Raw genomic sequence first — 24810 nt, forward strand, 5'->3', positions numbered from 1 at the left:
TCGGGGGCGCGGACCGGTGCGGTGGGATGGGGCGAGCGCGGAGGTCGCCTGAACGCACAGGGGCGCCGAACGTCGGCCTCGTCAGACCCCGGTGCGGCGCCCCTGTCGTGTGCGGCGTGCCGGCCGGCGCTGGGAGGGCCACCGGTGGCACGTCGAGAACCCTACCCTACGGTCGAACACACGTTCGAGTGAAGGGTCATGGGTTAACCGTTAGTCACGGTGTCTTTCGCTGTTCACTCGATCCGGGGAGGATGCGCGAACCCGCCGAACTTCCCGGAGGAAGCCTTGAGACCCTCTCCGCTGCGCGTCGGACTGGCGGCGACAGCCGCCTCCGCCGTGACGCTCGCCCTCGCCGCGCCGGCCTTCGCGGCACCCAGCCCGGACGCCCTCATCGCCGAGGTCTACGGCGGTGGCGGCAACTCCGGGGCGACGGTGAAGCAGGACTTCGTCGAACTGGCCAACCGCGGCGCGAGCGCGGTCGCGGTGGACGGCTGGAGCGTCCAGTACCTGCCGGCGAGCGCGAGCGCCGCGAGCACCTGGCAGGTCACGCCGCTGACCGGCTCGATCGCGCCCGGCGGGCGGTTCCTCGTGGCCGAGTCCAAGGGCGCCGGCGGCACGGTGGACCTGCCCGCCCCGGACGCCACCGGCACGATCGCCATGGGCGGCACCGGGGGCACGGTCGCCCTCGTCACCGGCACGACCGCGCTCACCTGCAAGACCGCCGCCGACTGCGCGGCCGACACCCGCGTCCGCGACCTGGTCGGCTACGGCACGTCCACCGTGGTCCGCGAGGGCACGCCGACGGCCAACCCGGGCAACGCGACCTCGGTCGCCCGCACCGCCCTGACCGACACCGACGACAACGCCGCGGACTTCGCCGTGGGCGCGCCGACGCCGGTCAACGCCAAGGGCGAGGGCCCCGGCGGCACGGACCCCGACCCGGACCCCGGGCCCGGCGACAAGCGCATCCGCGACGTCCAGGGCACCACGCGGATCTCGCCGCTGCTCGGCCGGAGGGTGACCGGCGTCCCGGGCGTCGTCACGGCCACCCGCGCCGTCGGCGACCGCGGCTTCTGGGTCCAGGACACCGCCCCGGACGACGACCCGCGCACCAGCGAGGGCGTGTTCGTCTACACCGGCGACCTGACCCCGACCGTCGAACCGGGCGACGACGTGCTGGTCTCCGGCACGGTCGCCGAGTACCGCCCGGCCGGTGACGCGGCGAGCAACAGCAACCAGACGCTCACCGAGATCACCAACGCCACGGTCACCGTGCGGTCCAGGGGCAACGCCCTGCCGGCCCCCGAGGTGCTCAGGCCCCCGGCCGGCTACCTGCCCACCGCGGGCGGCGGCAGCATCGAGGCCCTCCCGCTCGACCCGGCGACCTACGGCCAGGACTACTTCGAGTCCCGCGAGGGCATGTACGTCCAGGTGGACGACGCCCGCGTCACCGGTCCCACGAACCGCTTCGACGAGACGTGGATCACCACCCTGCCGGACCAGAACCCGACCGCGCGCGGCGGCACGATCTACCTCGGCTACGACCAGCCCAACAGCGGTCGGATCAAGGTCAAGCCCGGTGCGGCGACCCCGGTCACCAGCAACGTCGGCGACGTGTGGCGCGGCGCCACGGTCGGCAACGTCGAGTACACCAACTTCGGCGGCTACACCCTCGCCACCAAGACCGTCGGCGAGCACGTCCCCGGTGGCATCCAGCCGGAGAAGACCGACGCGCAGCGCGGCTACGAGTTGACCGTGGCCACGTACAACGTGGAGAACCTGGCCGCCACCAACGACCAGGTGAAGTTCGACCGCCTGGCCGCCGCCGTGGTGCGGAACCTGGCGAGCCCGGACGTGGTGGTGCTGGAGGAGATCCAGGACGACAACGGCGCGGTCGACGACGGCACGGTCACCGCGGACCGGACGTTCGCGAGGTTCACCGACGCCATCGCCGCCGCGGGCGGTCCGCGCTACCAGTGGCGCCAGATCGACCCGGCGAACAAGCAGGACGGCGGCGAGCCGGGCGGCAACATCCGGGTCGCGTTCCTGTTCAACCCGGCGCGGGTGTCCTTCGTGGACCGCGCGGGCGGCGACGCGACGACCCCGGTGTCCGTGGTGAAGCAGCGGGGCCGCGCCGCGCTGTCGGTGTCCCCCGGCCGCATCGCCCCCGCCGACCCGGCGTGGGACAGCAGCCGCAAGCCGCTGGCCGGCGAGTTCACCTTCCGCGGCCGCACCGTGTTCGTGGTCGCGAACCACTTCAACTCCAAGGGCGGCGACCAGGCGATGCACGGCCGCTACCAGGAGCCGGTGCGCGGCTCCGAGGTGCAGCGCGCCCAGCAGGCCGCGCTGCTCAAGGGGTTCGTGGACCAGGTGAAGGCGGTCGACAAGGGCGCCAACGTCGTCCTCGCGGGCGACATCAACGACTACCAGTTCTCGCCGGTGGTCAAGACCCTGACCGCCGGTGGCCAGGTCGTCGCCCTGATGGACACGCTCCCGGCGGCCGAGCGGTACAGCTACGTGTTCGAGGGCAACTCGCAGACCCTCGACCACATCCTGATCAGCTCGAACATCACCCGGTACCGCTACGACGTGGTGCACGTCAACGCCGAGTTCGCCGACCAGGCCAGCGACCACGACCCGCAGGTCGTGAAGCTGCGCCCGAGCACCGGCAACAAGAACGTCGACAAGGTCGTCTTCCTGCTGGAGGACGTCCTGGAGTACCTGCCCAAGCCGTAGCGCACCGCCGACGAGGCCCCCTCGGACACCACGTCCGAGGGGGCCTCGGCGTTCCGGTCAGCCCCTCGGCAGCTGGTGGCCCTGGCACGCCGCGTGGCCGGGCAGGTTGGCGTACGCGTCGCCCTGGAAGTAGACGGCGCTGGACCACCACTGGCCGCCGTCCTGCTGGCTCACCAGCAGCCAGACGTCGTTCGTGATGCCGGCGTCGGTGACGGGTTCCCCCTGGTACCAGCAGTAGGCGATGGTGCTGGTCCAGGCGGGGATCGTCCCCAGGTACGCGCACGCCGACGACGGGCACGACCGCTCGTTGACCTGGTGCCACGTGGTGACCCGATAGGGCGCGTTCGGGTCGTACGCGTCAGCGGGCGCGGCGGTCGCCGCACCGCCACCGGCGATCAGCCCGGAAACGGTCAGTGCGACGGCGGCGGCCGTCTTGACGATCCTCATGCGGTTCCTCCCAGTGATCGGATGTGATCACTGGGTACACGCGCGGGCCGGCTCCCGGGGTTGCTCCGGAACGACAGAGCCCCGGTCACCTGACGGTGCCGGGGCTCTGTGCGGCGGAGGATACGGGATTTGAACCCGTGAGGGGGTTAACCCAACACGATTTCCAGTCGTGCGCACTAGGCCACTATGCGAATCCTCCGTCGCCGAGTCTAACGGAGCCCACCGGCGGTCCCCAAAACGGGTGGTCGTCGGGCCCCTCGGCGCCCCGCGCGGCGGTGACGCGGACCCGGGCGTGCATAGGTGGGCGATGTGTTCGGTTAGGCTCACCTAAGGAGGTGCAAGGTGAAGCGTGGTTTCGTGGTCGTCCTGTCCGCACTGCTGCTGGCCGCTTGCGGCGGCGGTGGTGGTGGCGAGTCGGGGAGCGGGCAATCCGCTGAGCAGGGAGCGGCGGTGACCGTCGACACCCGCTTCGGTCCCGTGACGATCGACGAGCCGCCGACGCGGGTCGTGGCGCTGGGCTGGTCCGACGCGGAGGCGGCGCTCGCCCTCGGCGTGCGGCCGGTCGGCGCGAGCGACTGGCTGGGGTTCGGCGGCAACGGCGTCGGCCCGTGGGCCGACGGGCTGTACGAGGAGGCGCCGAAGCTGCTCGGCACCACCGAGGTCGACTACGAGGCCGTGGCCGCCCTCCAGCCCGACCTGATCCTCAACACGCGCTCGGACAACGACGAGAAGAAGCACGAGACGCTGTCCCGGATCGCGCCCACGATCGGCGCGCCCAAGGACGTGATCCCGTACGGCACGACCTGGAAGCAGCAGGTCGAGCTGGTCGCCAAGGCGCTCGGCAAGGTCCCCGAGGGCGAGAAGATCATCAAGGACCTGGACGCGAAGTTCGCCGAGAACAAGAAGTTCGACGGCAAGTCCACCGTGGTCGGCGCGTTCTTCGACGGCAAGTTCGGCGCGTACGTCTCGGGCGACTCGCGCACCGACTTCATGAAGGCCGTCGGCTTCACGCCGCGCGCCGAGGTCGAGGCGCTGGCGTCCGGCACGTTCTACGTGGACATCTCGGCCGAGCGGCTCGACCTGCTGAACGCCGACCTGACCGTGCTGTTCCCCATCGGCGGCGACGCGAGTGCGCTCAAGGCCAACCCGCTGGTCCCGGCGAGCGCCCTGGTCCTGGACGACGAGGACCTGGTCAACGCCTTCTCCAGCGGGTCGGCCCTGGGCACGGCCTACGCGCTGGACAAGGCCGTGCCGCTGTTCGCGCGGAAGCTGGGGCTCTGAGGCTCAGCAGAACCAGCCGTCGACGACCCAGCCGTGGGCGTTGATGTGCCCGTAGGCGAAGCCGTAGACGTAGTTCCCCTTCTTCGGTCCTTTCACGAGGAACGTCTGGCCCTTGTAGAGGGTGCCCATCCACGGGCCGTCGTCGGGCGCGGTGCGCACGTAGAGGTCCTGCGCGCACACGGTCTCGCGCTCGCCGACGGTGCCGTTGGCGGCCTGGGCGGGGGCGGCGGTCGCGACCAGCGCGACCGCCGCCACCGCCAGAGCGGTCTTCACCACGAGTCGTAACCCCCGATGCACTCGATCCGGAGATAACCCCAGTCGTTCGGGCCGAAGTCCATGCTCGCCGCCCACCCGTTGTAGACGGGGTGCGCGCCGGGCGTGTGGCCGACCTTGTTGCCGCGGGTCAGGGTCCGCTTGAAGCCGACGGGCCCGGACGAGTGGTCGTAGTTGGCGTAGAAGCTCGCCGTGTCGCAGACGACGACGGCGTGCCGGGGCGGGACGGGGTCGGCCGCGGCGGTGCCCGTGCCGAGGAGCAGGGCCGCGCCGGCGAGGACCAGAGCCGTTCTCATGTTCCTCCTTCACCGGGTGCAGAAGGTTCCGGTGAAGAGTTTGCCGGGCGGGGCGACGGGTCGTCCAGGGGACCGGCTACACTGGCTGCGGACCTCGTGCGGCACACATCTCGCGAACCTCCCCAGGGCCGGAAGGCAGCAAGGATAAGCGGGCTCTGGTGGGTGCACGGGGTCCCCTTCTTTTGTCGGACCCTCCCGGTAAGGTCCCCGGCGTGGCGCTCGCCCTCTACCGCAAGTACCGACCGGCCACCTTCGGCGAGGTGGTCGGGCAGGAGCACGTCACCGACCCGTTGCGCATCGCGCTCGGCGCCGGGCGGATCAACCACGCGTACCTGTTCTCCGGGCCGCGCGGGTGCGGCAAGACGTCCAGCGCCCGCATCCTCGCCCGCTCGCTGAACTGCGTGAAGGGGCCGACACCCGACCCGTGCGGCGAGTGCAACTCGTGCGTCGGCCTCGCGCCCAACGGCCACGGCAGCGTCGACGTGGTGGAGCTCGACGCGGCCAGCCACGGCGGTGTCGAGGACACCCGCGAGCTGCGCGACAAGGCGTTCTACGCGCCCGCCGAGTCCCGCTACCGGGTGTTCATCATCGACGAGGCGCACATGGTCACCACGCAGGGCTTCAACGCCCTGCTGAAGATCGTCGAAGAGCCGCCCGAGCACCTGATCTTCATCTTCGCCACCACCGAGCCGGACAAGGTGCTGCCCACCATCCGCTCGCGCACGCACCACTACCCGTTCCGGCTGATCCCGCCGAGCGCGATGCGGGCGCTGCTGGAGCGCAACTGCGCGGCCGAGGGCGTGACCGTCGACCCGTCGGTGTTCCCGCTGGTCATCCGGGCGGGCGGCGGGTCGGCGCGCGACACCCAGTCGGTGATGGACCAGCTGCTGTCCGGCGCCGGGCCCGAGGGCGTGCGGTACGACCGCGCCATCGCGCTGCTCGGTGTGACGGACGTCGCGCTCATCGACGAGGTGGTCGACGGCCTGGCCGCCGGCGACGGCTCGGCCGTGTTCGGCACCATCGACCGGCTCGTCGACGCCGGGCACGACCCGCGCCGGTTCGCCTCCGACCTGCTCGACCGCCTGCGCGACCTCGTGCTGCTGCACGCGGTGCCGGACGCGGCGTCGCGCGGCCTGGTGAACGCGCCGGACGACGAGATCGCCACGATGACGGCCCAGCGCGACGCGACCCGCCCGGCGACCGTGACGCGGTGGGCGGAGGTCCTGCACACGGGCCTCACCGACATGCGCGGCTCGACCGCGCCCAGGCTGGTGCTCGAACTGGTGGCGGCCCGGATGCTGCTGCCGTCCGTCGGCGACGCCGAGTCGGGCCTGCTCCAGCGGCTGGAGCAGCTGGAGCGCCACGGCCCGCCCGCCGGTGCGGGTGGCGGCGGTGGCGCCCAGGCCGGCGGCCCGCCGGTCGAGCCCCGCTTCCAGCGCCCGTCGCAGCGACCTGCGGAGCCCGCCCCGGCACCCCAGGCCGTCGCGGCGCCCGCGGTCCCACAAACTCCGGCCCCGCAAACCCCGGTCACGCAGCCCGCCGCCCAGGCCCCCGCTGCCCACACCCCGGCTGTCCACACCCCGGCTGTCCACACCCCCGCTGCCCAGGACCTCGCAGGTCCGCCGCCCCCGCCGCCCGTGCTGCGGTCCGCGGCGATGCAGCAGGCCCCGGCGCGTCCCGACCCCGCGCCCCCCCGGCCGGTCGAGGCGTCGCCCCCGCCCGCCGCGCCCGCGCCCGAACCGGCGGCCACCGGTCCTCACGCCGGCGGCGTCGACGCGATCGAGGTGCGGCGGCGCTGGTCCGAGCTGCTGGGCGTGGTCCGGAACGCCAGCCGGAGCACCGAGGCGATGCTGACCAACGCCACGGTCGCCGAGGTCGACGGCACCACCGTCACCCTGGCGCACACCTCCGCGCCGCTGGCCCGCCGGCTCGCCGAGCCGCGCAACGCCGAGACCATCGCCGCCGCGTTCGCGCAAGTGCTGGGCGGCACGTGGCAGGTGCGGTGCGTCCACGGCGACGCCCCGGCAGCCGCCGCGCCCGCCCGGCCGGCCGCGGCGAAGCCCCAGCGGCCCGCGCCGACCAGGCCCAGCCAGGCCCAGGCGCAGCGCGCCCCCGAGCAGCCGACCCGGCAGGCGCCCCGCCCGCCGGTGGACGACGTGCCGCCGCCCCCGGAACCGCCCGAGCCCGACGACCCCCTCCCGCCGGAACCCGTCGACGAGGAGGAGATGCTCGCCGAGGCGGCCCTGCCGTCCGAGGAGGGCGCCGAGCGGCTCGACCCCGAGGCCGTCGTGCTCAAGCTCCTCGCCGACGAGCTGGGTGCTCGCCCGTTGAAGGGCTGATCCACGCGGCTACGCTGGTTGGCGGCGGCAGACCCCGAAGAGAGGAACCCGCGGTGCAACCCGGTGGGCCCAACATGCAGCAGATCCTCCAGCAGGCGCAGATGATGCAGCAGCAGCTCGCTGTCGCGCAGCAGGAATTGGCCGAGGCCGAGGTCACCGGCACCGCCGGTGGCGGCCTCGTCACCGCCGTGGTGTCCGGTGGCGGCGAGCTCAAGAGCCTGAACATCGACCCGAAGGCGGTCGACCCGGACGACGTCGAGACGCTGTCCGACCTCGTCGTCGCCGCCGTGCGCGACGCGAACCGCGCCGCCCAGGAGCTGGCCGCCCAGAAGATGGGCCCGCTGGCCAGCGGCATGGGCGGGATGGACGACCTGGGTGGTCTCGGGAAGCTGTTCGGCTGATGTACGAGGGGCCCGTCCAGGACTTGATCGACGAACTCGGCCGGCTGCCGGGCGTCGGTCCGAAGAGCGCGCAGCGCATCGCCTTCCACCTCCTCGCCGCGGAGCCGGCCGACATCGGCCGGCTCCAGGACGCCCTGCAGAAGGTCAAGGACGGCGTGGTGTTCTGCGACGTGTGCGGCAACGTCTCGGCCGAGACGACGTGCCGCATCTGCCGCGACCCGCGCCGCGACCTGACGCTGATCTGCGTGGTCGAGGAGCCGAAGGACGTGCTGGCGGTGGAGCGGACCCGCGAGTTCAAGGGCCGCTACCACGTCCTGGGCGGCGCGCTCGACCCGCTGTCGGGCGTCGGACCGGACCAGCTGCGCATCCGGCAGCTGCTCACCCGCATCGGCACGGACGTCAACGAGATCATCATCGCCACCGACCCGAACACCGAGGGCGAGGCGACGGCGACGTACCTGGTGCGCATGCTGCGCGACTTCCCGGGCTTGACCGTCACGAGGCTGGCCTCCGGCCTGCCGATGGGCGGCGACCTGGAGTTCGCCGACGAGCTGACCCTCGGCCGGGCGCTGTCCGGGCGCCGCAGCATGTGACGCCCCGGCGGTGAGGCTGGTCGCGGTCGACGGGCCGTCGGGTTCGGGCAAGTCCACGGTCGCCCGCGACCTGGCGGCCGACCTCGGCGCGCCCGTCGTGCCCACCGACCACTTCGCCACCTGGACCGACCCGGTCGCCTGGTGGCCCCGCCTGCTGCACGGCGTCCTCGAACCCCTGTGGCGGGGCGAGGAGGGCCGCTACCGGCGCGTGGACTGGTCGGCCGGTCTGCCGCGCCCGGGCGAGTGGGTCACCGTGCCCGTGGTGGACGTCCTCGTCCTGGAGGGCGTCTCGGCGGCCCGCCGGTCCATCGCCGCGCGCCTGGACGAGGCGATCTGGGTCGAGCACCCCGACCCGGCCGGTCGCCTCGCCCGCGCCGTGGCCCGGGACGGCGAGGCGAGCCGCGCCCACCTGGAGCGCTGGCAGTCCTTCGAACGGGGGTGGTTCGCGGTGGACGGCACCAGGTCACGCGCCACCCGCACCATCCTTACCTGACCCGACCGGCCCCGGCCCCGGCCCGGTTCCGCCCGCACCCGACCGCTTCCGGGCCCCCAGCAGGGCGGCGTCCGGTGAACCGATCGACGTGAACCACTCCAGCGCCGTCCGCCAGTGCTCCTCGGCGCCGGCCTGGTTCCCGGTCGCGGCCAGGGCGTCACCGGCCAGGTGGGCGGCCCGGGCGTGGACGAACCGCTGTCCCGTCGCCCGGCTCAGCTCCAGGCAGCGCAGCGCCAGGTCCAGTGCCTGCGGCACGTCGCCCTGGTCCAGCCGCACGCGACCCAGGACGGCGAGCGCGTCCACCTCGGCCACGCGCAACCGGTAGCGGACGGCGTTGTCCAGGGCCTGACCCGCCGAGTACCGGGCCTCGTCGAGCCGCCCCGCCGCCCGGTGCACCAGGGCCAGGTTGCGCCGCGCCGCGCTGATGCCCAGCGGGTAGCCGGTCTCCTCGGCGGTCCGCAGCGCCTCGGTGGTCCGGTCGACGGCCTCGTCCAGCCGCCCCAGGCCGCACAGCGCCTCGCCCAGGGCGTTCTTCGCGTCGCACAGACCCTTGAGCAGGCCCATCTCCTCGGCGATCGCGACGGCCTCCGCGGCCTCCCGCGCCGCCTCCGCGAACCGCCCCCGCATCACGTAGGTCAGCGCCAGGCCCTCGTGCGAGAAGTGCGCGAACCGCCGCGCGCCGGCCCGCTCGTACAGCTCCCCGCACCGCACGTACAGCTCCGCCGCCCGCTCCGGCTGCCCCAGGAACAGGTGCGCCTCGGCCAGCGCCCGGTGGCTGTCGGCCTGCGTCATCCACGCCCCGAGCCGGTTGCCGACGTCCAGCGCGCCCTCGAACGACGACACGGCCCGGTCGAGCTGCCCGAGGTGCATGTAGACGCCGCCGAGGTTGAGCTGCGCGATGCCCTCCTGCTGGAGCGCGCCGATGGACCGGGTGATCACCAGCGCCCGCTCCAGGTGGTCGGCGGCCTGCTCCAGCTCCGCGACCTCGATGTAGACCGCGCCGAGGTTCGCCAGCACGGCCGCCTCCACGGCCGGTGACGCGCCGGTGCGCTGCTGGATCGGGATGGCCCGGCGGAAGTAGTCGACGGCCACCCGGTGCTGGCCGATCACCCAGTAGAGGGTGCCGAGCGAGGACAGCATCGCCACCTCGCCGACCGCGTCCTGGGTGGCCTGCGCGACCGCCAGCCCGGCCTTCGCCGTCGCGAGCCACTCCGCGGGCAACCCGATCGTGTAGAAGTACCGGCGCAGCGCGTCGGCGAGCTGCCACACGTCCCCGTCGGGCCGCCGGTCGGCCGCGTGCACGACCAGCGCCACGAGGTTGGCCCGTTCGGCGTCCAGCCAGGTCAGCGCCTCGGCGGAGGTGGCGAACAGCCGGGGCGTCACGCCCGCCACCACGTCGGTGCGCGGCAGCCGCAGCAGGGTCGACTTGAACGCGTCGGTGGCGTTGTCGACCGACCGGATTGACCAGTCCAGCAGCCGGCGGGCGGCCTGCGCGCTCTCCGCCGGGTCGTCCTCGAACGCGAGCCGCTCGGCCGCGTAGTCCCGCAGCAGGTCGTGGAACTGGTAGCGGCCCGGCGCGTGGTTGTCCACCAGGTTGGCCGTGGCCAGCCGGTCGAGCCGCCGCCGCGCGTCCTGCGTGGTCAGCCCGCCCAGCGCCGCCGCCACGTCCGGCGTGATGTCCCCGGGAGCGAGGCTGAGCAGTCGGAACAGCGAGGCCAGCTCGGGCTTCAGCGCCGTGTACGACAGATCGAACGCCGCGTGCACGGCCGCCCGCTCGTCGCCCTCCACGGCCAGGGCGGCCAGCCGGTTGCCCGCCCGCAGCTCCTCGACGTAGGACGCGATGGTCGTCTCCGGGCGGGACAGCAGGTTGGCCGCCGCGATCCGCAGCGCCAGCGGCAGGTGCGCGCACAGCTCGGCCAGCTCCTCGGCCGCCCCGGCCTCCGCCGCCACCAGCCGCTCGCCGAGCATCCCGGCCAGCAGCGCCCGCGTCTCGCACCGGTCGAGCACGTCGAGCCGCACGTTGGACGCCGCGTGGCTCACCGCGAGACCCCGCAGGGTGTCCCGGCTGGTCACGAGCACCGCGCACCCCGGAGAGCCGGGCAGCAGCGGCCGGATCTGCTCGGCGTTGGCCGCGTTGTCCAGCACCAGCAGCACCTGCTGGTCGGTCAGCCGCGACCGGAACATCGCCTCCTGCTCGTCCTGGTCCAGCGGCACCGACTCGGGTGGCACGCCCTGCGCCCGCAGGAACCTCGGCAGCACGTCGACCGCGCTCAGCGGCTGGCCCTGGGCGTACCCGCGCAGGTTCACGTACAGCTGCCCGTCGGGGAAGAAGTGCCGCATCCTGTGCGCCGCGTGCACGGCCAGCGCCGTCTTGCCGACTCCCGGCGGGCCGGCGAGCGTGACCACGGGCACGCCGTGCGCGGTCCTCAGCAGCGCCTCGATCAGCTGCACGGCCTGCTCGCGGCCCACGAAGTCGCCGATGTCGGCGGGCAGCTGCGAGGGCACCACCCGGTCGTGCGCCGCCGGGGCCGCGTGCCGCCGGTCGAGCGCGGGGGAGCCGTCGAGCACCCGCTGGTGCACGCGCCGCAGCTCGTCACCCGGGTCGATGCCCAGCTGCTCGGCCAGCAGCCCGCTGACCCGGCGGTACGCGCCGAGCGCGTCGGCCTGCCGCCCCGACCGGTACAGGGCCACCATCAGCTGCGCCCACAGCCGTTCGCGCAGCGGGTGCTCGCTGGTCAGCCGGGACAGCTCGGGCACCAGCTCGGCGTGCCGGCCCAGCTCCAGGCCGATCTCGACGCGGCGCTCCTCGACGTGCAGCCGCCGCTCGCCCAGGCGGGGCACCTCGTCGCGGTGCAGCACCTCGGACGGCACGTCGACCAGCGCCGGGCCCCGCCACAGCGCCAGCGCCGCGGTGAAGATCGCCGACGCCGCCTCCAGCCTGCCCGCGGCCCGCTCCCGCTCGCCCTCCTCGACCAGGTGCTCGAACCGCACCACGTCGATCGTGCGCTCGTCGACGTCGATCAGGTAGCCGTCCGGGACGGTCCGGATCGGCACGGCGGGCCCCAGCACCTGCCGGAGCCTCATCACGTAGGTCTGGAGCGTGCCGCGGGCCCGCGCGGGCGGTTCGGCGCCCCAGATGTGCTCCGCGAGCTCGTCGACCGAGACGCCGGCGCCCGCGCGCATGAGCAACGACACGAGCAGGGACCGCTGCCGCCCCGCGCGGACCACGACCTGCTCGCCGTCGACCAGCACCCGCAGCGGCCCGAGGAGGCGGAACTCGACCACTGGGCCCACCGGCGACCTCCCCTCCGCGCGATCCCGCAGGTTTCCCCTTGTCCGTTGTACAGCGTAGGAGAGCGTTTGCCCGATCATGCGTCGTCACGTTGGGTCAGCGGTTGTCCACCACTTGTATGAGAATGGTCAACCACGTGGCCGGATCGTGACCTGCGACGACCCGGAAGGGTTGTGGTGACCGGTTAGGGTCCGTGACCACACCGTGAGATCCCGGATTTCCCATAGGGGTGTTTGATGGTTCATTCCCGAACGGCACGGCGCCGTTGGACGGCCGCGATCGGCCTGACCGGCGTAGCCGCGCTCGCACTGTCCGCCTGCGCTCAATCCGAGCGGGACGGAGACTCCGGGGCCGGCCAGGTCGGCGGCACGCTCACCTTCGGCGCAGCCGGAGCCCCGAAGCTGTTCGACCCGTTCTACGCCACGGACGGCGAGACGTTCCGCGTCTCCCGCCAGATGTACGAGGGTCTCGTCGGCTTCAAGCCCGGCACGGCCGAGGTCGAGCCCGCTCTCGCGACCAAGTGGGAGTCGACGCCGGACGGCAAGACGTGGACATTCACACTGAAGGAAGGTGTGAAATTCCACGACGACACGGACTTCAACGCCGAAGCGGTGTGCTTCAACTTCGAGCGCTGGTACAACCAGAAGGGCGCCGGCCAGTCCGACGCCGTTTCGCAGTACTGGCTGGACAACTTCGGCGGCTTCGCGGACACCCCCGACAAGCCGTCGCTGTACAAGTCCTGCAAGGCGAGCGACCCGAAGACCGCGGTCATCGAGCTGAACGAGGCCACCTCGCAGTTCCCGTCGGTCCTGGGCTTCACCTCGTTCTCGATCTCCAGCCCCGCGGCGCTCAAGCAGTACGACGCGGACAACGTCGTCGCGGCCGGTGACAGCTTCACCTACCCGGCCTACGCCAACGAGCACCCGACCGGCACCGGTCCGTTCAAGTTCTCCAAGTTCGACAAGGCGAACAACGTCGTCGAACTGGTGCGCAACGACGGCTACCACGGCGAGAAGGCGAAGCTCGACAAGATCGTCTTCCGGATCATCCCGGACGAGACGGCGCGCAAGCAGGCGCTGGAGGCCGGCGACATCGACGGCTACGACCTGCCGAACGCGGCGGACTGGCCGGGCCTGAAGGAGAAGGGCTTCAACGTCGCGGTGCGCCCGGCGTTCAACGTCCTCTACCTGGGCATCAACCAGAAGAACAACCCGAAGCTCCAGGACCTGAAGGTCCGCCAGGCGCTCATGTACGCGATCAACCGCGAGCAGCTGGTCAAGTCGCAGCTGCCCGAGGGCGCGTCCGTGGCGACGCAGTTCATGCCGGACACGGTCGAGGGCTACAACGGCTCGATCACCGAGGTCAAGTACGACCCGGAGAAGGCCAAGTCGCTGCTCGCCGAGGCCGGCGCGTCCGACCTGACGCTGAACTTCTACTGGCCGACCGAGGTCACCCGGCCGTACATGCCGAGCCCGAAGGACATCCAGTCGGCCATCGCCGGCGACCTGGAGAAGGCCGGCATCAAGCTGAACGTGACCTCGAAGCCGTGGAACGGCGGTTACCTGACCGACGTCGACCAGGGCATCCCGGACCTGTTCATGCTGGGCTGGACCGGTGACAACGGCACCCCGCAGAACTGGATCGGCACGTTCTTCGGCCGCACCGACAACCGCTTCAACACCAGTGCGTCGCCGTGGGGCCAGGCCCTCGCCGACGAGCTGGCCGCGGCCAACTCGGAGCCCGACGAGGCCAAGCGCAAGGGCATGTACGAGGACCTGAACAAGAAGATCATGGAGGAGTACCTCCCGGCCATCCCGGTGTCCCACTCGCCGCCGGCGCTGGTGCTGAAGTCGGACATCAAGGGCGTCGTGCCCAGTCCGCTGACCGACGAGAGGTTCGGCCCGGCCAGCAAGGGCTGAGTCCGCACAACTCCAGATAGAGACCACGGGGTAGTTCAATGCTCCGCTACACGATCCGACGGCTCATCCAGCTGGTCGGCGTGGTGCTGGTGCTGTCCCTGCTGCTCTTCGCGTGGCTCCGCGCTCTCCCGGGAGGTCCGGTCTCGGCCCTCCTGGGGGAGCGCGCCACGCCCGAGTCGCGGGAAGCCCTCACCAAACAGCTCGGCTTGGACCAGCCGATCCTGATCCAGTACTTCAAGTTCCTCGGACGCGCGCTGTCCGGCGATTTCGGCGTCTCGACGGGCGTGCAGCCCGGCGACTCGGCGCTCGACATCTTCCTCCAGCGCTTCCCCGCCACGCTCGAGCTGAGCTTCTTCGCCATCGTCATCGCCATCGCCCTCGGCGTCCCGCTGGGGTACATGGCGGCCAAGCGCCGCGGCGGCTGGTTCGACAACCTGAGCGTCGGGGGCTCCCTGCTCGGCGTGGCCGTGCCGGTGTTCTTCCTGGCCTACGTGCTCAAGGACGTGCTGTCCTCCGCGCTGGGCCTGCCCACCGAGGGCCGCCAGGACGCGATCAACGCGACCCGCGTGACCGGGTTCTTCGTCCTCGACGGCGTGATCACCCAGGAGTGGGACGCGGCGCTCAACGCGCTGGAGCACCTGGTCCTGCCCGCCGTCGCGCTGGCGACGATCCCCTTCGCGGTGGTCTTCCGGATCACCCGCGCGGCGGTGCTCGACGTGCTCGACGAGGACTTCGTGCGCACGGCCGAGTCCAAGGGCCTCACCGCCCCGGTGATCCGCACCCGGCACGTGCTGCGCAACGCGATGCTGCCGGTCGTCACCACCATCGGTCTCCAGACCGGCGCGCTGCTGGCGGGCGCGGTGCTCACGGAGAAGGTGTTCTCCTTCGCCGGGGTCGGCCAGGCGTTGGCCATCGGGTTCGAGAGACGCGACTACCCGGTGCTCATGCTGCTGATCATCATGGCCACGATCGTGTACGTGGTGGTCAACCTGCTGGTGGACCTCTCGTACGCGCTCATCGACCCGCGGATCAGGACGAGGTAGCCCGCGATGGTCACTCCGACCCGCAAGAAGGACCGCATCGACAAACTGGCCGAGGCCGGTTCCGATGCCGGTGTCAGCCTGGCCGCGAGCGCGTGGCGGACGCTGCGGCGCAGCCCGGTGTTCCTCACCGGCGCCGGGATCATCACCCTGTTCGTCCTGGTGTCGATCCTGTCGCCGTGGCTCGCGCCGCACGACCCGTCCGACCCGATGCTCATCGACCAGGTCGTCAAGGCGCGCAACGAGATCCCGCCGCCCCAGGACGGCCACCCGCTCGGCGGCGACCTCCAGGGCCGCGACTTCCTGTCGCGCATGCTCGTCGGCTCGCAGCAGACGCTGATCGTGGGCGTGCTGGCCACGCTCATCGGCCTGGCGGGCGGGCTCACGCTCGGCACGCTGGCCGGCGCGTTCGGCGGCTGGGTCGACTCGGTCGTCATGCGCGTCGTGGACGTCATGCTGTCGCTGCCCAGCCTGCTGCTGGCGTTCAGCATCAGCGCGCTGTTCGCGAGGCCCAACCAGTACACCGTGATCGTCGCGGTGGCGGTGGTGCAGATCCCGGTGTTCGCGCGGCTGCTGCGCGGCTCGATGCTGGCGCAGCGGTCCAGCGACCACGTGCTGGCCGCGACCGCGCTGGGCGTGAAGCCGGGGGCCATCGTGTTCCGGCACATGCTGCCCAACTCGCTCGGACCGGTGATCGTGCAGTCCACGCTGGTGCTGGCCACGGCCATCATCGACGCGGCGGCGCTGTCGTTCCTCGGCCTGGGCAACCCCGACGACCGCATCCCGGAGTGGGGGCAGATGCTCGGCGACGTGCAGAACGTCTTCGACACCCACCCGCAGTTGGCGTTCTGGCCGGCGGGCTGCATCATCGTCGTCGCGCTGGGCTTCACCCTGATGGGCGAGACCCTCCGCGAAGCCCTCGACCCCAAGAGCAGGCGGTGAGTCGTGCCACTACTGGAAGTCCGTGACCTCACCGTGGTTTTCGAGCGCAAGGGGGAAGAGCCCTTCACCGCCGTCGACCACGTGAGCTTCGACGTGGAGCCGGGCCAGACCGTGGGCCTGGTCGGCGAGTCGGGGTGCGGCAAGTCCGTCACGTCGCTCGCGATCATGGGCCTGCTGCCCAAGCGCGGCGCCCGGGTCACCGGCACGGTGAGCTACGAGGGCGAGAACCTGCTGGCGCTGTCCGACAAGCAGATGCGCGACCGGCGCGGTCGCGACCTCGGCATGGTGTTCCAGGACCCGCTGTCCTCGCTGAACCCGGTGATCCCGATCGGGTTGCAGGTCACCGAGGTGCTGGAGCGGCACCGCGACATGCCGCGCAAGAAGGCCATGGTCGAGGCGGCCGAGCTGCTGGACAAGGTCGGCATCCCCGACCCGAAGCGGCGGCTCACCGAGTACCCGCACCAGCTGTCCGGCGGCATGCGCCAGCGCGCGCTGATCGCCATCGCGCTGGCCTGCCGCCCGCGCCTGCTCATCGCCGACGAGCCGACCACCGCGCTCGACGTGACGATCCAGGCGCAGATCCTCGCCCTGCTCAAGGAGCTGGTGCGGGACATGGGCACGGCGCTGGTCATGATCACGCACGACCTGGGCGTGGTCGCGGGCCTGTGCGACGAGGTCAACGTGCTCTACGGCGGCCGGGTGGTGGAGAAGGCGCACCGGCACGAGCTGTTCGCGCAGCCGCGCCACCCGTACACGCACGGCCTGCTGGCCTCGATCCCGCGGCTCGACGCGCCGCGCGGGGAGAAGCTGAACCCGATCCGCGGTTCGGTGGCCGACAACATCCCGTGGACGCAGGGGTGCGCGTTCGCGCCCCGCTGCCCGAACAGGCTGGACGTGTGCGTGCAGGTCACCCCCGAGCAGGAGGACATCGGCGCCGGTCGGTTGCTGCGCTGCCACAACCCGGTGACGCCCGCGCAGGCCGAGGAGGTGTCGGCGTGAGCACCGAGACCACCCCCCAGCCGGGGACCCCCGCGCCGGACCCGACGGGCGACGTCCTGATGTCCGTCGAGGGCGTCAAGGTGCACTTCCCGATCAAGCGGGGCGTCGTGCTCGACCGCACCGTCGGCCACGTGTACGCGGTCGACGGCGTGGACCTGGAGGTGCGGCGCGGCGAGACGTACGGCCTGGTCGGCGAGTCCGGTTGCGGCAAGTCGACGCTGGGCCGCGCGGTGCTGCGGCTGACCGAGCCCACGGCGGGCCGGGTCGTCTTCGACGGCACGGACCTGTCCGGCCTCAAGGGCGAGGAGCTGCGGCGGATGCGCCGCCGGATGCAGATGGTGTTCCAGGACCCCATGTCGTCCCTGGACCCGCGGCAGTCGGTGGAATCGATCCTGGTGGAGGGCCTGCGGGCGCACGACCTGGACAAGGGCAAGGAGACGACCGGCAAGCGCCTGCGCGAGCTGCTGTCGTCCGTCGGCCTGCCGTCCACGTCGCTGCGCAAGTACCCGCACGAGTTCTCCGGCGGCCAGCGGCAGCGCATCGGCATCGCCCGCGCGCTCACCGTGGAGCCCGACCTGATCATCGCCGACGAACCGGTGTCGGCGCTGGACGTGTCGGTGCAGGCGCAGGTCGTGAACCTGCTGGAGGAGCTCCAGGACCAGTTGGGCCTCACCTACCTGGTGATCGCCCACGACCTGGCCGTGGTGCGGCACATCTCCGACCGGGTGGGCGTGATGTACCTGGGCGGCCTGGTGGAGGAGGCGACCTCGGACGACCTCTACACCGAGCCGCTGCACCCGTACACGAAGGCCCTGCTGTCGGCGATCCCCGTGCCGGACCCGGTGCTGGAGGACCGCCGCGAGCGCATCCTGCTGACCGGCGACCTGCCGTCGCCGGCGAACCCGCCCACCGGCTGCCGGTTCCACACCCGGTGCCCGTGGAAGCAGGCGACGAAGTGCGACACCGAGCGGCCCGCCCTGCGCGAGGTCCTGCCCGGTCACAAGGTGGCGTGCCACTGGGCCGAGGACATCCGCGCGGGCAGGATCCGGCCGCACGAGGTCGAAGCGGTGCTGGTGGAGGAGGACGGCGGCATCTCGCCGGACATCCCCCTGGTCGGCCCGGCCTCGGTGACCGAGGCGCTCAACCCCTGAGCGCACCGAGGGGCGCCCCGCCGAGGGGCGCCCCTCGCGTTCGCGGTTCCGCGGTGCGTGTCGTCAGGCCGTCGTCAGCACGAGCTGCGTCCGAGTGCACCACCGCATGATTGAAGAACGCCGCCCTCGATGACGAGGACGGCGCTCTTCGAGATGCTTCGCAACCACAGCGGTGTAGCCCATCCCCGCAGGGGATCACCAGGGACCGTTCAGCAGTCTTCGGTGAAATCCTAGCCGTTGGGATACTGGCAAGCAAATGGTCGTCAACGCCGTTTCCGGGTTGCTCAGCGAACCCAGGATGAGGGACTACAAGCTCTGCTGCGACGGCGACGAGCTTCGGGCACTGGACCTCTATGTATGGAACATGCAGGTCAGCGCAGCTTTCGGTGAAACGATCGGCTTCCTGGAGGTTGCCCTGCGCAACACCCTGGCAGGTCGCATGCACGCTCGTCACGTCCGCAAGCGGCGCTCCGGGTCGTGGCTCGACGACCCTGCCGGTGAACTCGCCCCGAGGGCTCGTGCCGACATCGCCGAAGCTCGCCGTCGGGTCCTGGGCAAGCGCAAGCCGTTGACCGCCGACCAAGTGATCACCGAGTTGAACTTCGGCTTCTGGCGCTTCCTGCTGGCCAACCAGTACCGCACGACCTTGTGGCCGGACCTCCTCCGAGGCTTTGCCCACATCCCCGGCTCTGATCAACGGAGCGCGCTGGACGGTCGTGTCCGCCGTCTGCACGATCTCCGCAACCGCTTGGCCCACCACGAGCCGGTGTGGAACAAGCCTCTCGAGGACAGGGCCCGCGATGCCCGCGACGTCCTGGGCTACCTCGATCCCGTTGCCGCCTCCTGGTGGAACGACCGGCACTGCCGCATCGAAGCTCTGCTCGACGCGTGCCCGGTCGTTCGGCCGCGCGCCTGATCCGGAAGGTCTGCCCAGCCCACAGCGGTCGGGGCGCCTCCCCCTGTGGAAGCGCCCCGACCACGCCCTCACGCCGGCCAGCGCGGTGAGCGGCCGAGCAGGCCCACCAGCCGGTCGGTGATCGGCGCGTCCGCCGGCACGTCGACCGGCATCGCGAACGCGCCCCCCGGTCCCCGGACGTCCGGCGTCGTCGGATAGTGCCGCGCCACGCGGAACGCGGCCGCGGCCAGTTCCGCGTCCAGCGTCGAGTCGAGGCCCAGCGCCCGGCTCAGGTCCCAGGCGTGCACCAGGTTGTCCACGAAGTGCGCGGCCACCAGGTCCTTGCCCCTGCGCGGGCCGTAGCCGGGGAACTCGGCGGTGCGGTCGGGGAACCCCGGCGCCCGGAACGCCTCGGCGACGGCGTCGGACGCGACCCGGTACGCGGTGAGCGGGTCGTCGTCCGCGGGCTCCTCCGGCGTCGTGCCGCGCGCGCTCGCCGCGAAGTCCAGCGCCACGGCCACCTGGTGCCGTAGCAGTTCGTGGACGGTCCAGCCGGCGCACGGCGTGGCCAGGTCCAGGTGGGCTTCGGACAGGTCCGCCCACAGCTCCTCGTTGAGGTCGATCGACGACCTGTGCAGGTCCAGGAGATCCATTCGGGTCCGCCCCTCCAGTTGTACGAACGATCGTACAATTAGTTTGGCGGTGGTCAAGGGGGGCCGTGATCAGGGGTTAGCGTGGAGGGGTGAAGGTCGACGGACGGGTGGAGCGCGGCGAGCGGACGCGACGGCTGATCCTGCGGCGGGCCGCGGACATCGCCTCGGTCGAGGGCCTGGAGGGCCTGTCCATCGGCCGGCTGGCGACCGAGCTGGAGGTCAGCAAGAGCGGCGTGTTCGCCCACTTCGGCTCCAAGGAGGAGCTGCAACTGGCGACCGTGCGCGCGGCGGCGGCGATCTTCGTGCGCCGGGTCGTGGAGCCGGCCCTCGCCGTGCCACCCGGGCTCGACCGCCTGACGCGCCTGCTGGACGGCTGGCTGGCGTACTCGGAGGAGCGCATGTTCCCCGGCGGGTGCTTCTTCTACGCCGTGCAGGCCGAGTTCGACGCCCGGCACGGCCGGGTGCGCGATGTCGTCGCCGAGTACGGGGTCCGGTGGCACGACCTGGTGCGCACCACGATCGCCGAGGTGCCCGGCCTGGAGGCGGACGCGGACCAGGTGGCGTTCGAGCTGGTCGCGTTCCTGGAGCTGGCCAACGCCCGCTCCGTGCTGCACGACGACCCGCACGCCTACCGACGTGCCCGCACCGCCGTCCGCGCCCGCCTGGACCGGGCGGGCGCGGACAGCGGCGGTCCGGTCAGCGGCGGTCCGGTCAGCGGTGGGCGCGGTTGATCGCGGACACCAGGGCGCGCAGCGCGGCGGACACCGTGGAGCTGTCGATGCCCACGCCCCACAGCACGCGGTCGCTCACGGCGCACTCCAGGTAGGCCGCGGCGCGGGCGTCGTCGCCCGAGGACAGCGCGTGCTCGAAGTAGTCCAGGACGCGGATGTCGTAGCCGACGCTGGCCAGCGCGTCGACGAACGCGGCGATCGGGCCGTTGCCGGTGCCGGTGATCTCCTGCGCCTCGCCGTCCACGACGACCACCGCGACAATCTTCTCGTGGCCGCTGCCGTCGCCGGACACCTTCTGCCGCACCAGCCTCAGCGGCGCCGCCGGGTCCAGGTACTCCGTGGAGAACGAGTCCCACATGTCCTTCGGGCCGATCTCGCCGCCGTGGGTGTCGGCGACCTCCTGGATGACCCGGGAGAACTCGACCTGCAACCGGCGCGGCAGGTCCAGGTGGTGCTCCGTCTTCATCAGGTACGCCACGCCGCCCTTGCCGGACTGCGAGTTGACCCGGATGACGGCCTCGTAGTTGCGGCCCACGTCCTTCGGGTCGATCGGCAGGTACGGGACCTCCCACGGGAACTCGTCCACGTGCTGCCCGGCCGCCTTGGCCGCGTCCTCCAGGGCCTCGAAGCCCTTCTTGATCGCGTCCTGGTGCGAGCCGGAGAACGCGGTGAACACCAGGTCGCCGCCGTACGGGTGCCGCTCGGCGACGGGCAGCTGGTTGCAGTACTCGACCGTGCGCCGGATCTCGTCGATGTCGGAGAAGTCGATCTGCGGGTCGACGCCCTGGCTGAACATGTTCATGCCCAGCGTCACCAGGCAGACGTTGCCGGTGCGCTCGCCGTTGCCGAACAGGCAGCCCTCGATGCGGTCGGCGCCCGCCAGGTAGCCCAGCTCGGCCGCCGCGACGCCGGTGCCCCGGTCGTTGTGCGGGTGCAGCGACAGGATGATGGAGTCGCGTCGGGCCAGGTTGCGTGACATCCACTCGATCGAGTCGGCGTAGACGTTCGGCGTGGCCATCTCGACGGTCGCCGGCAGGTTGATGATCAGCGGCTTGTCGGGGGTGGGCGCGATGATCTCGGACACCGCGTCGCACACCTCCAGCGCGTACGACAGCTCCGTGCCGGTGTAGGACTCGGGCGAGTACTCGTAGCGGAACTCGGTCTCCGGGTACTCGCCTTCCAGCGTCAGCGCGTACCGCGCCGCGTCCGTGGCGATCTTCTTGATGCCCTCGCGGTCCGACCTGAACACGACGCGGCGCTGGAGCACGGACGTCGAGTTGTAGAAGTGGACGATCGCCTTGTGCGCGCCGCGCAGCGACTCGAACGTGCGGGTGATCAGCTCTTCCCGGCACTGGGTCAGCACCTGGATGGTGACGTCCGGCGGGATCGCGCCGTCCTCGATGATCTCGCGGACGAAGTCGAAGTCGGTCTGCGAGGCGGCCGGGAAGCCGACCTCGATCTCCTTGTAGCCCATCCGCACGAGCAGGTCGAACATCTTGCGCTTGCGCGCGGGGGACATCGGGTCGATCAGCGCCTGGTTGCCGTCGCGCAGGTCGACCGCGCACCACAGCGGGGCCTTCTCGACGCGCTTGTCCGGCCACGTGCGGTCGGGTACCTCGACCACCTCGACGACCTCGTGGAACGGGCGGTAGCGGTGCACGGGCATCGACGTGCCGCGCTGCGGGTTCCAGGCGGGCTGGCCGGTGACGGGGCGGGCCGGGGGGCGGATGCGGCTGGTGCCGGTGGTGTACGCGTCCGGGGTCGTGCTCATGATCGGGTCTCTCCTGCTGGCCGGTGGTGGGAGACGACCGGCGGCAACGCTCGATCCCGCGACGGGGGGCCGGTCCGATCAGACCCCGTCACGGCGGCGAAGCAGGAGGGCGCGTGCCATGGGGCCTAGGTTAACCGGATTCCGCGTCGAGGTGGAACCGCGCGCCCAGATGGTGGAACTTCACCCGAAGGAGTTTCACTCGAACGTGGGTTGGGCATCTCCATTCCATGTCCAGATGGCGAACCTCAACGACGCGCAGCGGCTCGTACACCGCCGCGCGAGTGATCCGCGGTATCGGCGCCGTGTTTGCGCTCATCGAGGTCATCTACATCCTGATGCTGCTCATCGGGGTGAACACGGCGAACGCGTTCTTCCGCTTCATCCAGCAGCTCGCCGAGCCGTTGGCGCTCTTCTTCCCGGGCCTCTTCCAGACGGGGAACGTCAAGCTCGACGTGCTCCTCAACTACGGTCTCGCGGCGGTCTTCTGGCTCGTCGTGACAGGCCTGCTCGCCCGCCTCGTCGCCCGCTAGGGCACGCGGCCCGCGCGAGCAGCCCCGGACCCCGCCACCCTCCCCCCTGGTGGCGGGGTCCGGCGCGTCGACCGGACGTCCACCCACACCACGAGAGTCCAACCCCCAGGTCGCGAGAGTCCGACGCCCGGGCCCGGGCGTCGGACTCTCGGCACCCGGGGGTTGGACCCACGGGTCAGGTCGGGAAGGCGGGGGTGCCCCAGTGGGTGGTGAAGGCCGTTTCGGACAGCGGTTTGCGGGTGCGCTCGCGGCGTTCGCGGGCGGCCAGGTCGTCCGGTAGGTCGTCGGCCGAGCCGAGCACGCCCACCGCGACCACCACGACCGGCCGCACGTCCTGCGGCACCCCGAAGGACGCGCGCACCGCCTCCGGTGAGAACCCGCCCACCTGGTGCGCGACCAGCCCCAGCTCCACGGCCTGGAGCACGAGGTTCTGCACGGCCAGGCCCAGCCCGAACTCGGTGTTCGGCACCGGCCCCCGGTCGTCCACCGTGGCCACCGCCCCCACCAGCAGCACCGACGCGCGCCCCGCCCACGACTGGTTGCCCGGTCGCAGCGAGGCGAAAATTCGCTCGAACGTGTCGTCGCCGCGGTACCCGACCAGGAACCGGGCGGGCTGGGTGTTGCCGTGCGAGGCCGCCCAGCGGGCCGCCTCCAGGAGCACGCGCACCACCGGCGGCTCCACGACCGCCTCCGGGTCGAAGGCCCGCGGGCTCCAGCGCTCTGAGATCAACCGGTTGACGTCCATCAGATCGCATACTGCCAAGCGGTGATCGCGTACGCGCCGAACCACGCGCTGAACACGGCCAGGCCGACCAGCACCGCGGCCACCGTGGACGTGCGCCGCCGCGCCAGGGCCAGCGCGACCGGCACCAGCAGCGTGAACGCGGGCAGCAGCAGCCGCGCCTTGGAGTTCATCAGCCCGTTGGACCCGAGGTCCATCACCAGCACGCCGAGGCCGTAGACCGACAGCGGCCACTCCAGCCCCCGCCGGAAGCCCAGCACGACCAGGGCCAGCGCCACCACCAGCAGCCACACCGTCGCCAGCTCCAGCACCGACCGCGGCTCGCCCAGGATGAGCAGCGCGAACTTCCAGGTCGCGGCCCCGCCGTCGAAGCGCGAGTCCCAGCCGGCCTGCTGCACGGCGAACCAGCCGTCCCAGCGGCCCGTGCGCACCGCCACGTACCCGAGGTAGCCGAGCAGCCCGAGCGGCGCGAGCACCCCGCCCGCCCACGGCCGCCAGCCGTCCCGCCGCCGCCAGATCGCCACGGCCGCCGCCGCGCACACCGCGAGCACCAGCGCCGCCGCCGTCGGCCGCACCAGCCCCGCGCCCGCGCAGCACAGCCCGGCGAGCAGCCAGCGCCCCTCCACGACGCCCACCAGCGACCACACGGCCAGCGCGCAGAACGTCGCCTCCGAGTACGTCATGGACAGCACCACGGCCATCGGCGACGCCGCGAACAGCACCACGAGCACCAGCCCGGCCCGCCGCGACCCGCCGAGCACCCGGCTGCCCAGCCGCGCCAGCCCGTAGGCGCAGACCACGCCGCTGACGAGGCTCACCGCGAACGCCGCGCCCACCGGTGCCACGCCAGGCAGCCCGGCCACCCACCGCACCAGCGCCGGGTAGCCGGGGAAGAACGCCAGCGGCGTCTCCGGCGAACGCCGCCCGAACGCGTCCACCAGCCACGGCGGCACGTCGGCGTAACCGCCTTCGGCGATCCCCAGGAACCACTGGCCGTCCCACGAGGTGAGAGCCTTCGCGACGTCCTTGTCCCAGCGGGCGGCCATCAGCTGGAGCGCCACCAACCCCAGCTCCCTGACCAGCAGGAACAGCACCGCGGGGGCGAGTGCCGCGGTCACCCGGTGTCTGGCCGCGCGAGCCAGCCGGTCCCGCGCCGACGGCGCGTCCTCGGGCTCCACGCGAACAGCCTCCAGGGTTGGCACGGCCCTGAGGGTAGTGGGCGCCACGGTGACCGCTTCCCACTCCTCGGGCCAGGTAGTCTCCGCGTTGAGCTGGGCTTGAAGCAC

22 protein-coding genes, 1 tRNA gene and 1 other RNA gene are annotated in these 24810 nt (G+C 72.0%); 15 read left to right on the forward strand and 9 right to left on the reverse strand.

Translation table 11 applies throughout. The annotated features are described in order from the left end of the window. Positions 1–285: 285 nt before the first annotated feature. Positions 286–2736: a DUF8508 domain-containing protein gene (locus J2S66_RS29855; protein ID WP_310311055.1), complete on the forward strand. Its 2451-nt coding sequence runs from the start codon at positions 286–288 to the stop codon at positions 2734–2736. Positions 2737–2793: 57 nt separating this feature from the next. On the opposite strand, the gene J2S66_RS29860 is transcribed toward J2S66_RS29855, so the two are convergent. Both J2S66_RS29860 and J2S66_RS29865 read right to left on the reverse strand, forming a co-directional pair. After that, on the reverse strand, positions 2794–3183 hold the full coding sequence (locus J2S66_RS29860) for a hypothetical protein (protein WP_310311058.1): 390 nt from the start codon (positions 3181–3183) through the stop codon (positions 2794–2796). A 114-nt stretch (positions 3184–3297) separates the two neighbouring features. Continuing rightward, a tRNA-Ser gene (locus tag J2S66_RS29865) sits at positions 3298–3382 on the reverse strand. 143 nt (positions 3383–3525) lie between these two features. Here J2S66_RS29865 and J2S66_RS29870 point away from each other — a divergent pair. Beyond that, entirely contained in the window at positions 3526–4464 is a 939-nt protein-coding gene (locus J2S66_RS29870; RefSeq protein WP_310311061.1) for an iron-siderophore ABC transporter substrate-binding protein, read from the forward strand. Between the two features lie 3 nt (positions 4465–4467). On the opposite strand, the gene J2S66_RS29875 is transcribed toward J2S66_RS29870, so the two are convergent. Both J2S66_RS29875 and J2S66_RS29880 read right to left on the reverse strand, forming a co-directional pair. Continuing rightward, positions 4468–4740, reverse strand: a complete 273-nt coding sequence (locus tag J2S66_RS29875; protein WP_310311064.1) for a hypothetical protein — start codon at positions 4738–4740, stop codon at positions 4468–4470. Continuing rightward, positions 4734–5033, reverse strand: a complete 300-nt coding sequence (locus J2S66_RS29880) for a hypothetical protein (protein ID WP_310311067.1) — start codon at positions 5031–5033, stop codon at positions 4734–4736. The genes J2S66_RS29875 and J2S66_RS29880 overlap by 7 nt, the downstream gene beginning before the upstream one ends. Before the next feature lie 86 nt (positions 5034–5119). Between J2S66_RS29880 and ffs the strand changes: the two genes are divergently transcribed. From ffs to J2S66_RS29905, 5 genes are all read left to right on the forward strand, one after another. After that, positions 5120–5214: signal recognition particle sRNA small type (ffs, locus tag J2S66_RS29885), an RNA gene on the forward strand. Between the two features lie 31 nt (positions 5215–5245). Continuing rightward, the gene (locus J2S66_RS29890) at positions 5246–7372 is read left to right on the forward strand and encodes a DNA polymerase III subunit gamma and tau (RefSeq protein WP_310311069.1); all 2127 of its coding nucleotides are present in this window, start codon (positions 5246–5248) and stop codon (positions 7370–7372) included. 53 nt (positions 7373–7425) lie between these two features. Beyond that, positions 7426–7773, forward strand: a complete 348-nt coding sequence (locus J2S66_RS29895; protein WP_306744318.1) for a YbaB/EbfC family nucleoid-associated protein — start codon at positions 7426–7428, stop codon at positions 7771–7773. Further along, on the forward strand, positions 7773–8366 hold the full coding sequence (gene recR, locus J2S66_RS29900) for a recombination mediator RecR (protein ID WP_306744319.1): 594 nt from the start codon (positions 7773–7775) through the stop codon (positions 8364–8366). Before J2S66_RS29895 ends, recR begins: the two co-directional genes overlap by 1 nt. 10 nt (positions 8367–8376) lie before the next feature. Then, on the forward strand, positions 8377–8859 hold the full coding sequence (locus tag J2S66_RS29905) for a uridine kinase family protein (protein WP_310311079.1): 483 nt from the start codon (positions 8377–8379) through the stop codon (positions 8857–8859). Here the strand turns inward: J2S66_RS29905 and J2S66_RS29910 are convergent. Further along, complete coding sequence (locus J2S66_RS29910) at positions 8830–12153, reverse strand: AfsR/SARP family transcriptional regulator (RefSeq protein ID WP_310311082.1); 3324 nt, start codon at positions 12151–12153, stop codon at positions 8830–8832. The genes J2S66_RS29905 and J2S66_RS29910 overlap by 30 nt on opposite strands. 234 nt (positions 12154–12387) lie before the next feature. Here J2S66_RS29910 and J2S66_RS29915 point away from each other — a divergent pair, with 234 nt between their 5' ends. The 6 genes from J2S66_RS29915 (at position 12388) to J2S66_RS29940 (ending at position 19118) form a co-directional block, all read left to right on the forward strand. Next, entirely contained in the window at positions 12388–14070 is a 1683-nt protein-coding gene (locus J2S66_RS29915) for an ABC transporter substrate-binding protein (RefSeq protein ID WP_310311084.1), read from the forward strand. A gap of 38 nt (positions 14071–14108) precedes the next feature. Then, positions 14109–15113 (forward strand): ABC transporter permease, encoded by a 1005-nt coding sequence (locus tag J2S66_RS29920; RefSeq protein WP_310311088.1) that lies wholly within the window; start codon positions 14109–14111, stop codon positions 15111–15113. A 6-nt stretch (positions 15114–15119) separates the two neighbouring features. Next, positions 15120–16052, forward strand: coding sequence for an ABC transporter permease (locus tag J2S66_RS29925; protein ID WP_310311091.1), 933 nt, complete (start codon positions 15120–15122; stop codon positions 16050–16052). A 3-nt stretch (positions 16053–16055) separates the two neighbouring features. Further along, entirely contained in the window at positions 16056–17051 is a 996-nt protein-coding gene (locus tag J2S66_RS29930; RefSeq protein WP_310311093.1) for an ABC transporter ATP-binding protein, read from the forward strand. Between the two features lie 59 nt (positions 17052–17110). After that, entirely contained in the window at positions 17111–18202 is a 1092-nt protein-coding gene (locus J2S66_RS29935; RefSeq protein WP_310315174.1) for an ABC transporter ATP-binding protein, read from the forward strand. A gap of 298 nt (positions 18203–18500) precedes the next feature. Beyond that, on the forward strand, positions 18501–19118 hold the full coding sequence (locus tag J2S66_RS29940) for a hypothetical protein (RefSeq protein WP_310311096.1): 618 nt from the start codon (positions 18501–18503) through the stop codon (positions 19116–19118). A gap of 68 nt (positions 19119–19186) precedes the next feature. Here the strand turns inward: J2S66_RS29940 and J2S66_RS29945 are convergent, their stop codons facing one another. Beyond that, positions 19187–19750: a TIGR03086 family metal-binding protein gene (locus tag J2S66_RS29945; protein WP_310311098.1), complete on the reverse strand. Its 564-nt coding sequence runs from the start codon at positions 19748–19750 to the stop codon at positions 19187–19189. A gap of 89 nt (positions 19751–19839) precedes the next feature. Between J2S66_RS29945 and J2S66_RS29950 the strand changes: the two genes are divergently transcribed. After that, on the forward strand, positions 19840–20481 hold the full coding sequence (locus J2S66_RS29950; RefSeq protein ID WP_310311101.1) for a TetR/AcrR family transcriptional regulator: 642 nt from the start codon (positions 19840–19842) through the stop codon (positions 20479–20481). On the opposite strand, the gene leuA is transcribed toward J2S66_RS29950, so the two are convergent. Next, positions 20462–22252, reverse strand: coding sequence for a 2-isopropylmalate synthase (gene leuA / locus J2S66_RS29955; protein ID WP_310311104.1), 1791 nt, complete (start codon positions 22250–22252; stop codon positions 20462–20464). The two genes, J2S66_RS29950 and leuA, sit on opposite strands and share 20 nt — an antisense overlap. Positions 22253–22554: 302 nt before the next feature. Here leuA and J2S66_RS29960 point away from each other — a divergent pair, with 302 nt between their 5' ends. Then, positions 22555–22782: a hypothetical protein gene (locus tag J2S66_RS29960; RefSeq protein WP_374726149.1), complete on the forward strand. Its 228-nt coding sequence runs from the start codon at positions 22555–22557 to the stop codon at positions 22780–22782. Between the two features lie 175 nt (positions 22783–22957). On the opposite strand, the gene J2S66_RS29965 is transcribed toward J2S66_RS29960, so the two are convergent. Together J2S66_RS29965 and J2S66_RS29970 are read right to left on the reverse strand one after the other, a co-directional pair. Then, positions 22958–23527, reverse strand: a complete 570-nt coding sequence (locus J2S66_RS29965) for a nitroreductase family protein (RefSeq protein WP_310311110.1) — start codon at positions 23525–23527, stop codon at positions 22958–22960. Next, a complete protein-coding gene (locus tag J2S66_RS29970) occupies positions 23527–24750 on the reverse strand; it encodes a glycosyltransferase family protein (RefSeq protein ID WP_374726150.1) in 1224 nt (407 codons plus the stop codon). Before J2S66_RS29970 ends, J2S66_RS29965 begins: the two co-directional genes overlap by 1 nt. Positions 24751–24810 lie beyond the last annotated feature (60 nt).

The organism is Saccharothrix longispora, from assembly GCF_031455225.1.
In the GTDB taxonomy this organism is placed as follows: domain Bacteria; phylum Actinomycetota; class Actinomycetes; order Mycobacteriales; family Pseudonocardiaceae; genus Actinosynnema; species Actinosynnema longispora.

Excerpts from the sequence above, each read along its gene's own strand:
- J2S66_RS29860 (WP_310311058.1), bottom strand. The coding sequence starts at position 3,183 with ATGAGGATCGTCAAGACGGCCGCCGCCGTCGCACTGACCGTTTCCGGG.
- J2S66_RS29965 (WP_310311110.1), bottom strand. The coding sequence starts at position 23,527 with ATGGACGTCAACCGGTTGATCTCAGAGCGCTGGAGCCCGCGGGCCTTC.
- J2S66_RS29880 (WP_310311067.1), bottom strand. The coding sequence starts at position 5,033 with ATGAGAACGGCTCTGGTCCTCGCCGGCGCGGCCCTGCTCCTCGGCACG.
- J2S66_RS29935 (WP_310315174.1), top strand. The coding sequence starts at position 17,111 with ATGTCCGTCGAGGGCGTCAAGGTGCACTTCCCGATCAAGCGGGGCGTC.
- J2S66_RS29940 (WP_310311096.1), top strand. The coding sequence starts at position 18,501 with ATGAGGGACTACAAGCTCTGCTGCGACGGCGACGAGCTTCGGGCACTG.
- J2S66_RS29925 (WP_310311091.1), top strand. The coding sequence starts at position 15,120 with ATGGTCACTCCGACCCGCAAGAAGGACCGCATCGACAAACTGGCCGAG.
- J2S66_RS29945 (WP_310311098.1), bottom strand. The coding sequence starts at position 19,750 with ATGGATCTCCTGGACCTGCACAGGTCGTCGATCGACCTCAACGAGGAG.
- leuA (WP_310311104.1), bottom strand. The coding sequence starts at position 22,252 with ATGAGCACGACCCCGGACGCGTACACCACCGGCACCAGCCGCATCCGC.
- J2S66_RS29915 (WP_310311084.1), top strand. The coding sequence starts at position 12,388 with ATGGTTCATTCCCGAACGGCACGGCGCCGTTGGACGGCCGCGATCGGC.
- J2S66_RS29920 (WP_310311088.1), top strand. The coding sequence starts at position 14,109 with ATGCTCCGCTACACGATCCGACGGCTCATCCAGCTGGTCGGCGTGGTG.
- recR (WP_306744319.1), top strand. The coding sequence starts at position 7,773 with ATGTACGAGGGGCCCGTCCAGGACTTGATCGACGAACTCGGCCGGCTG.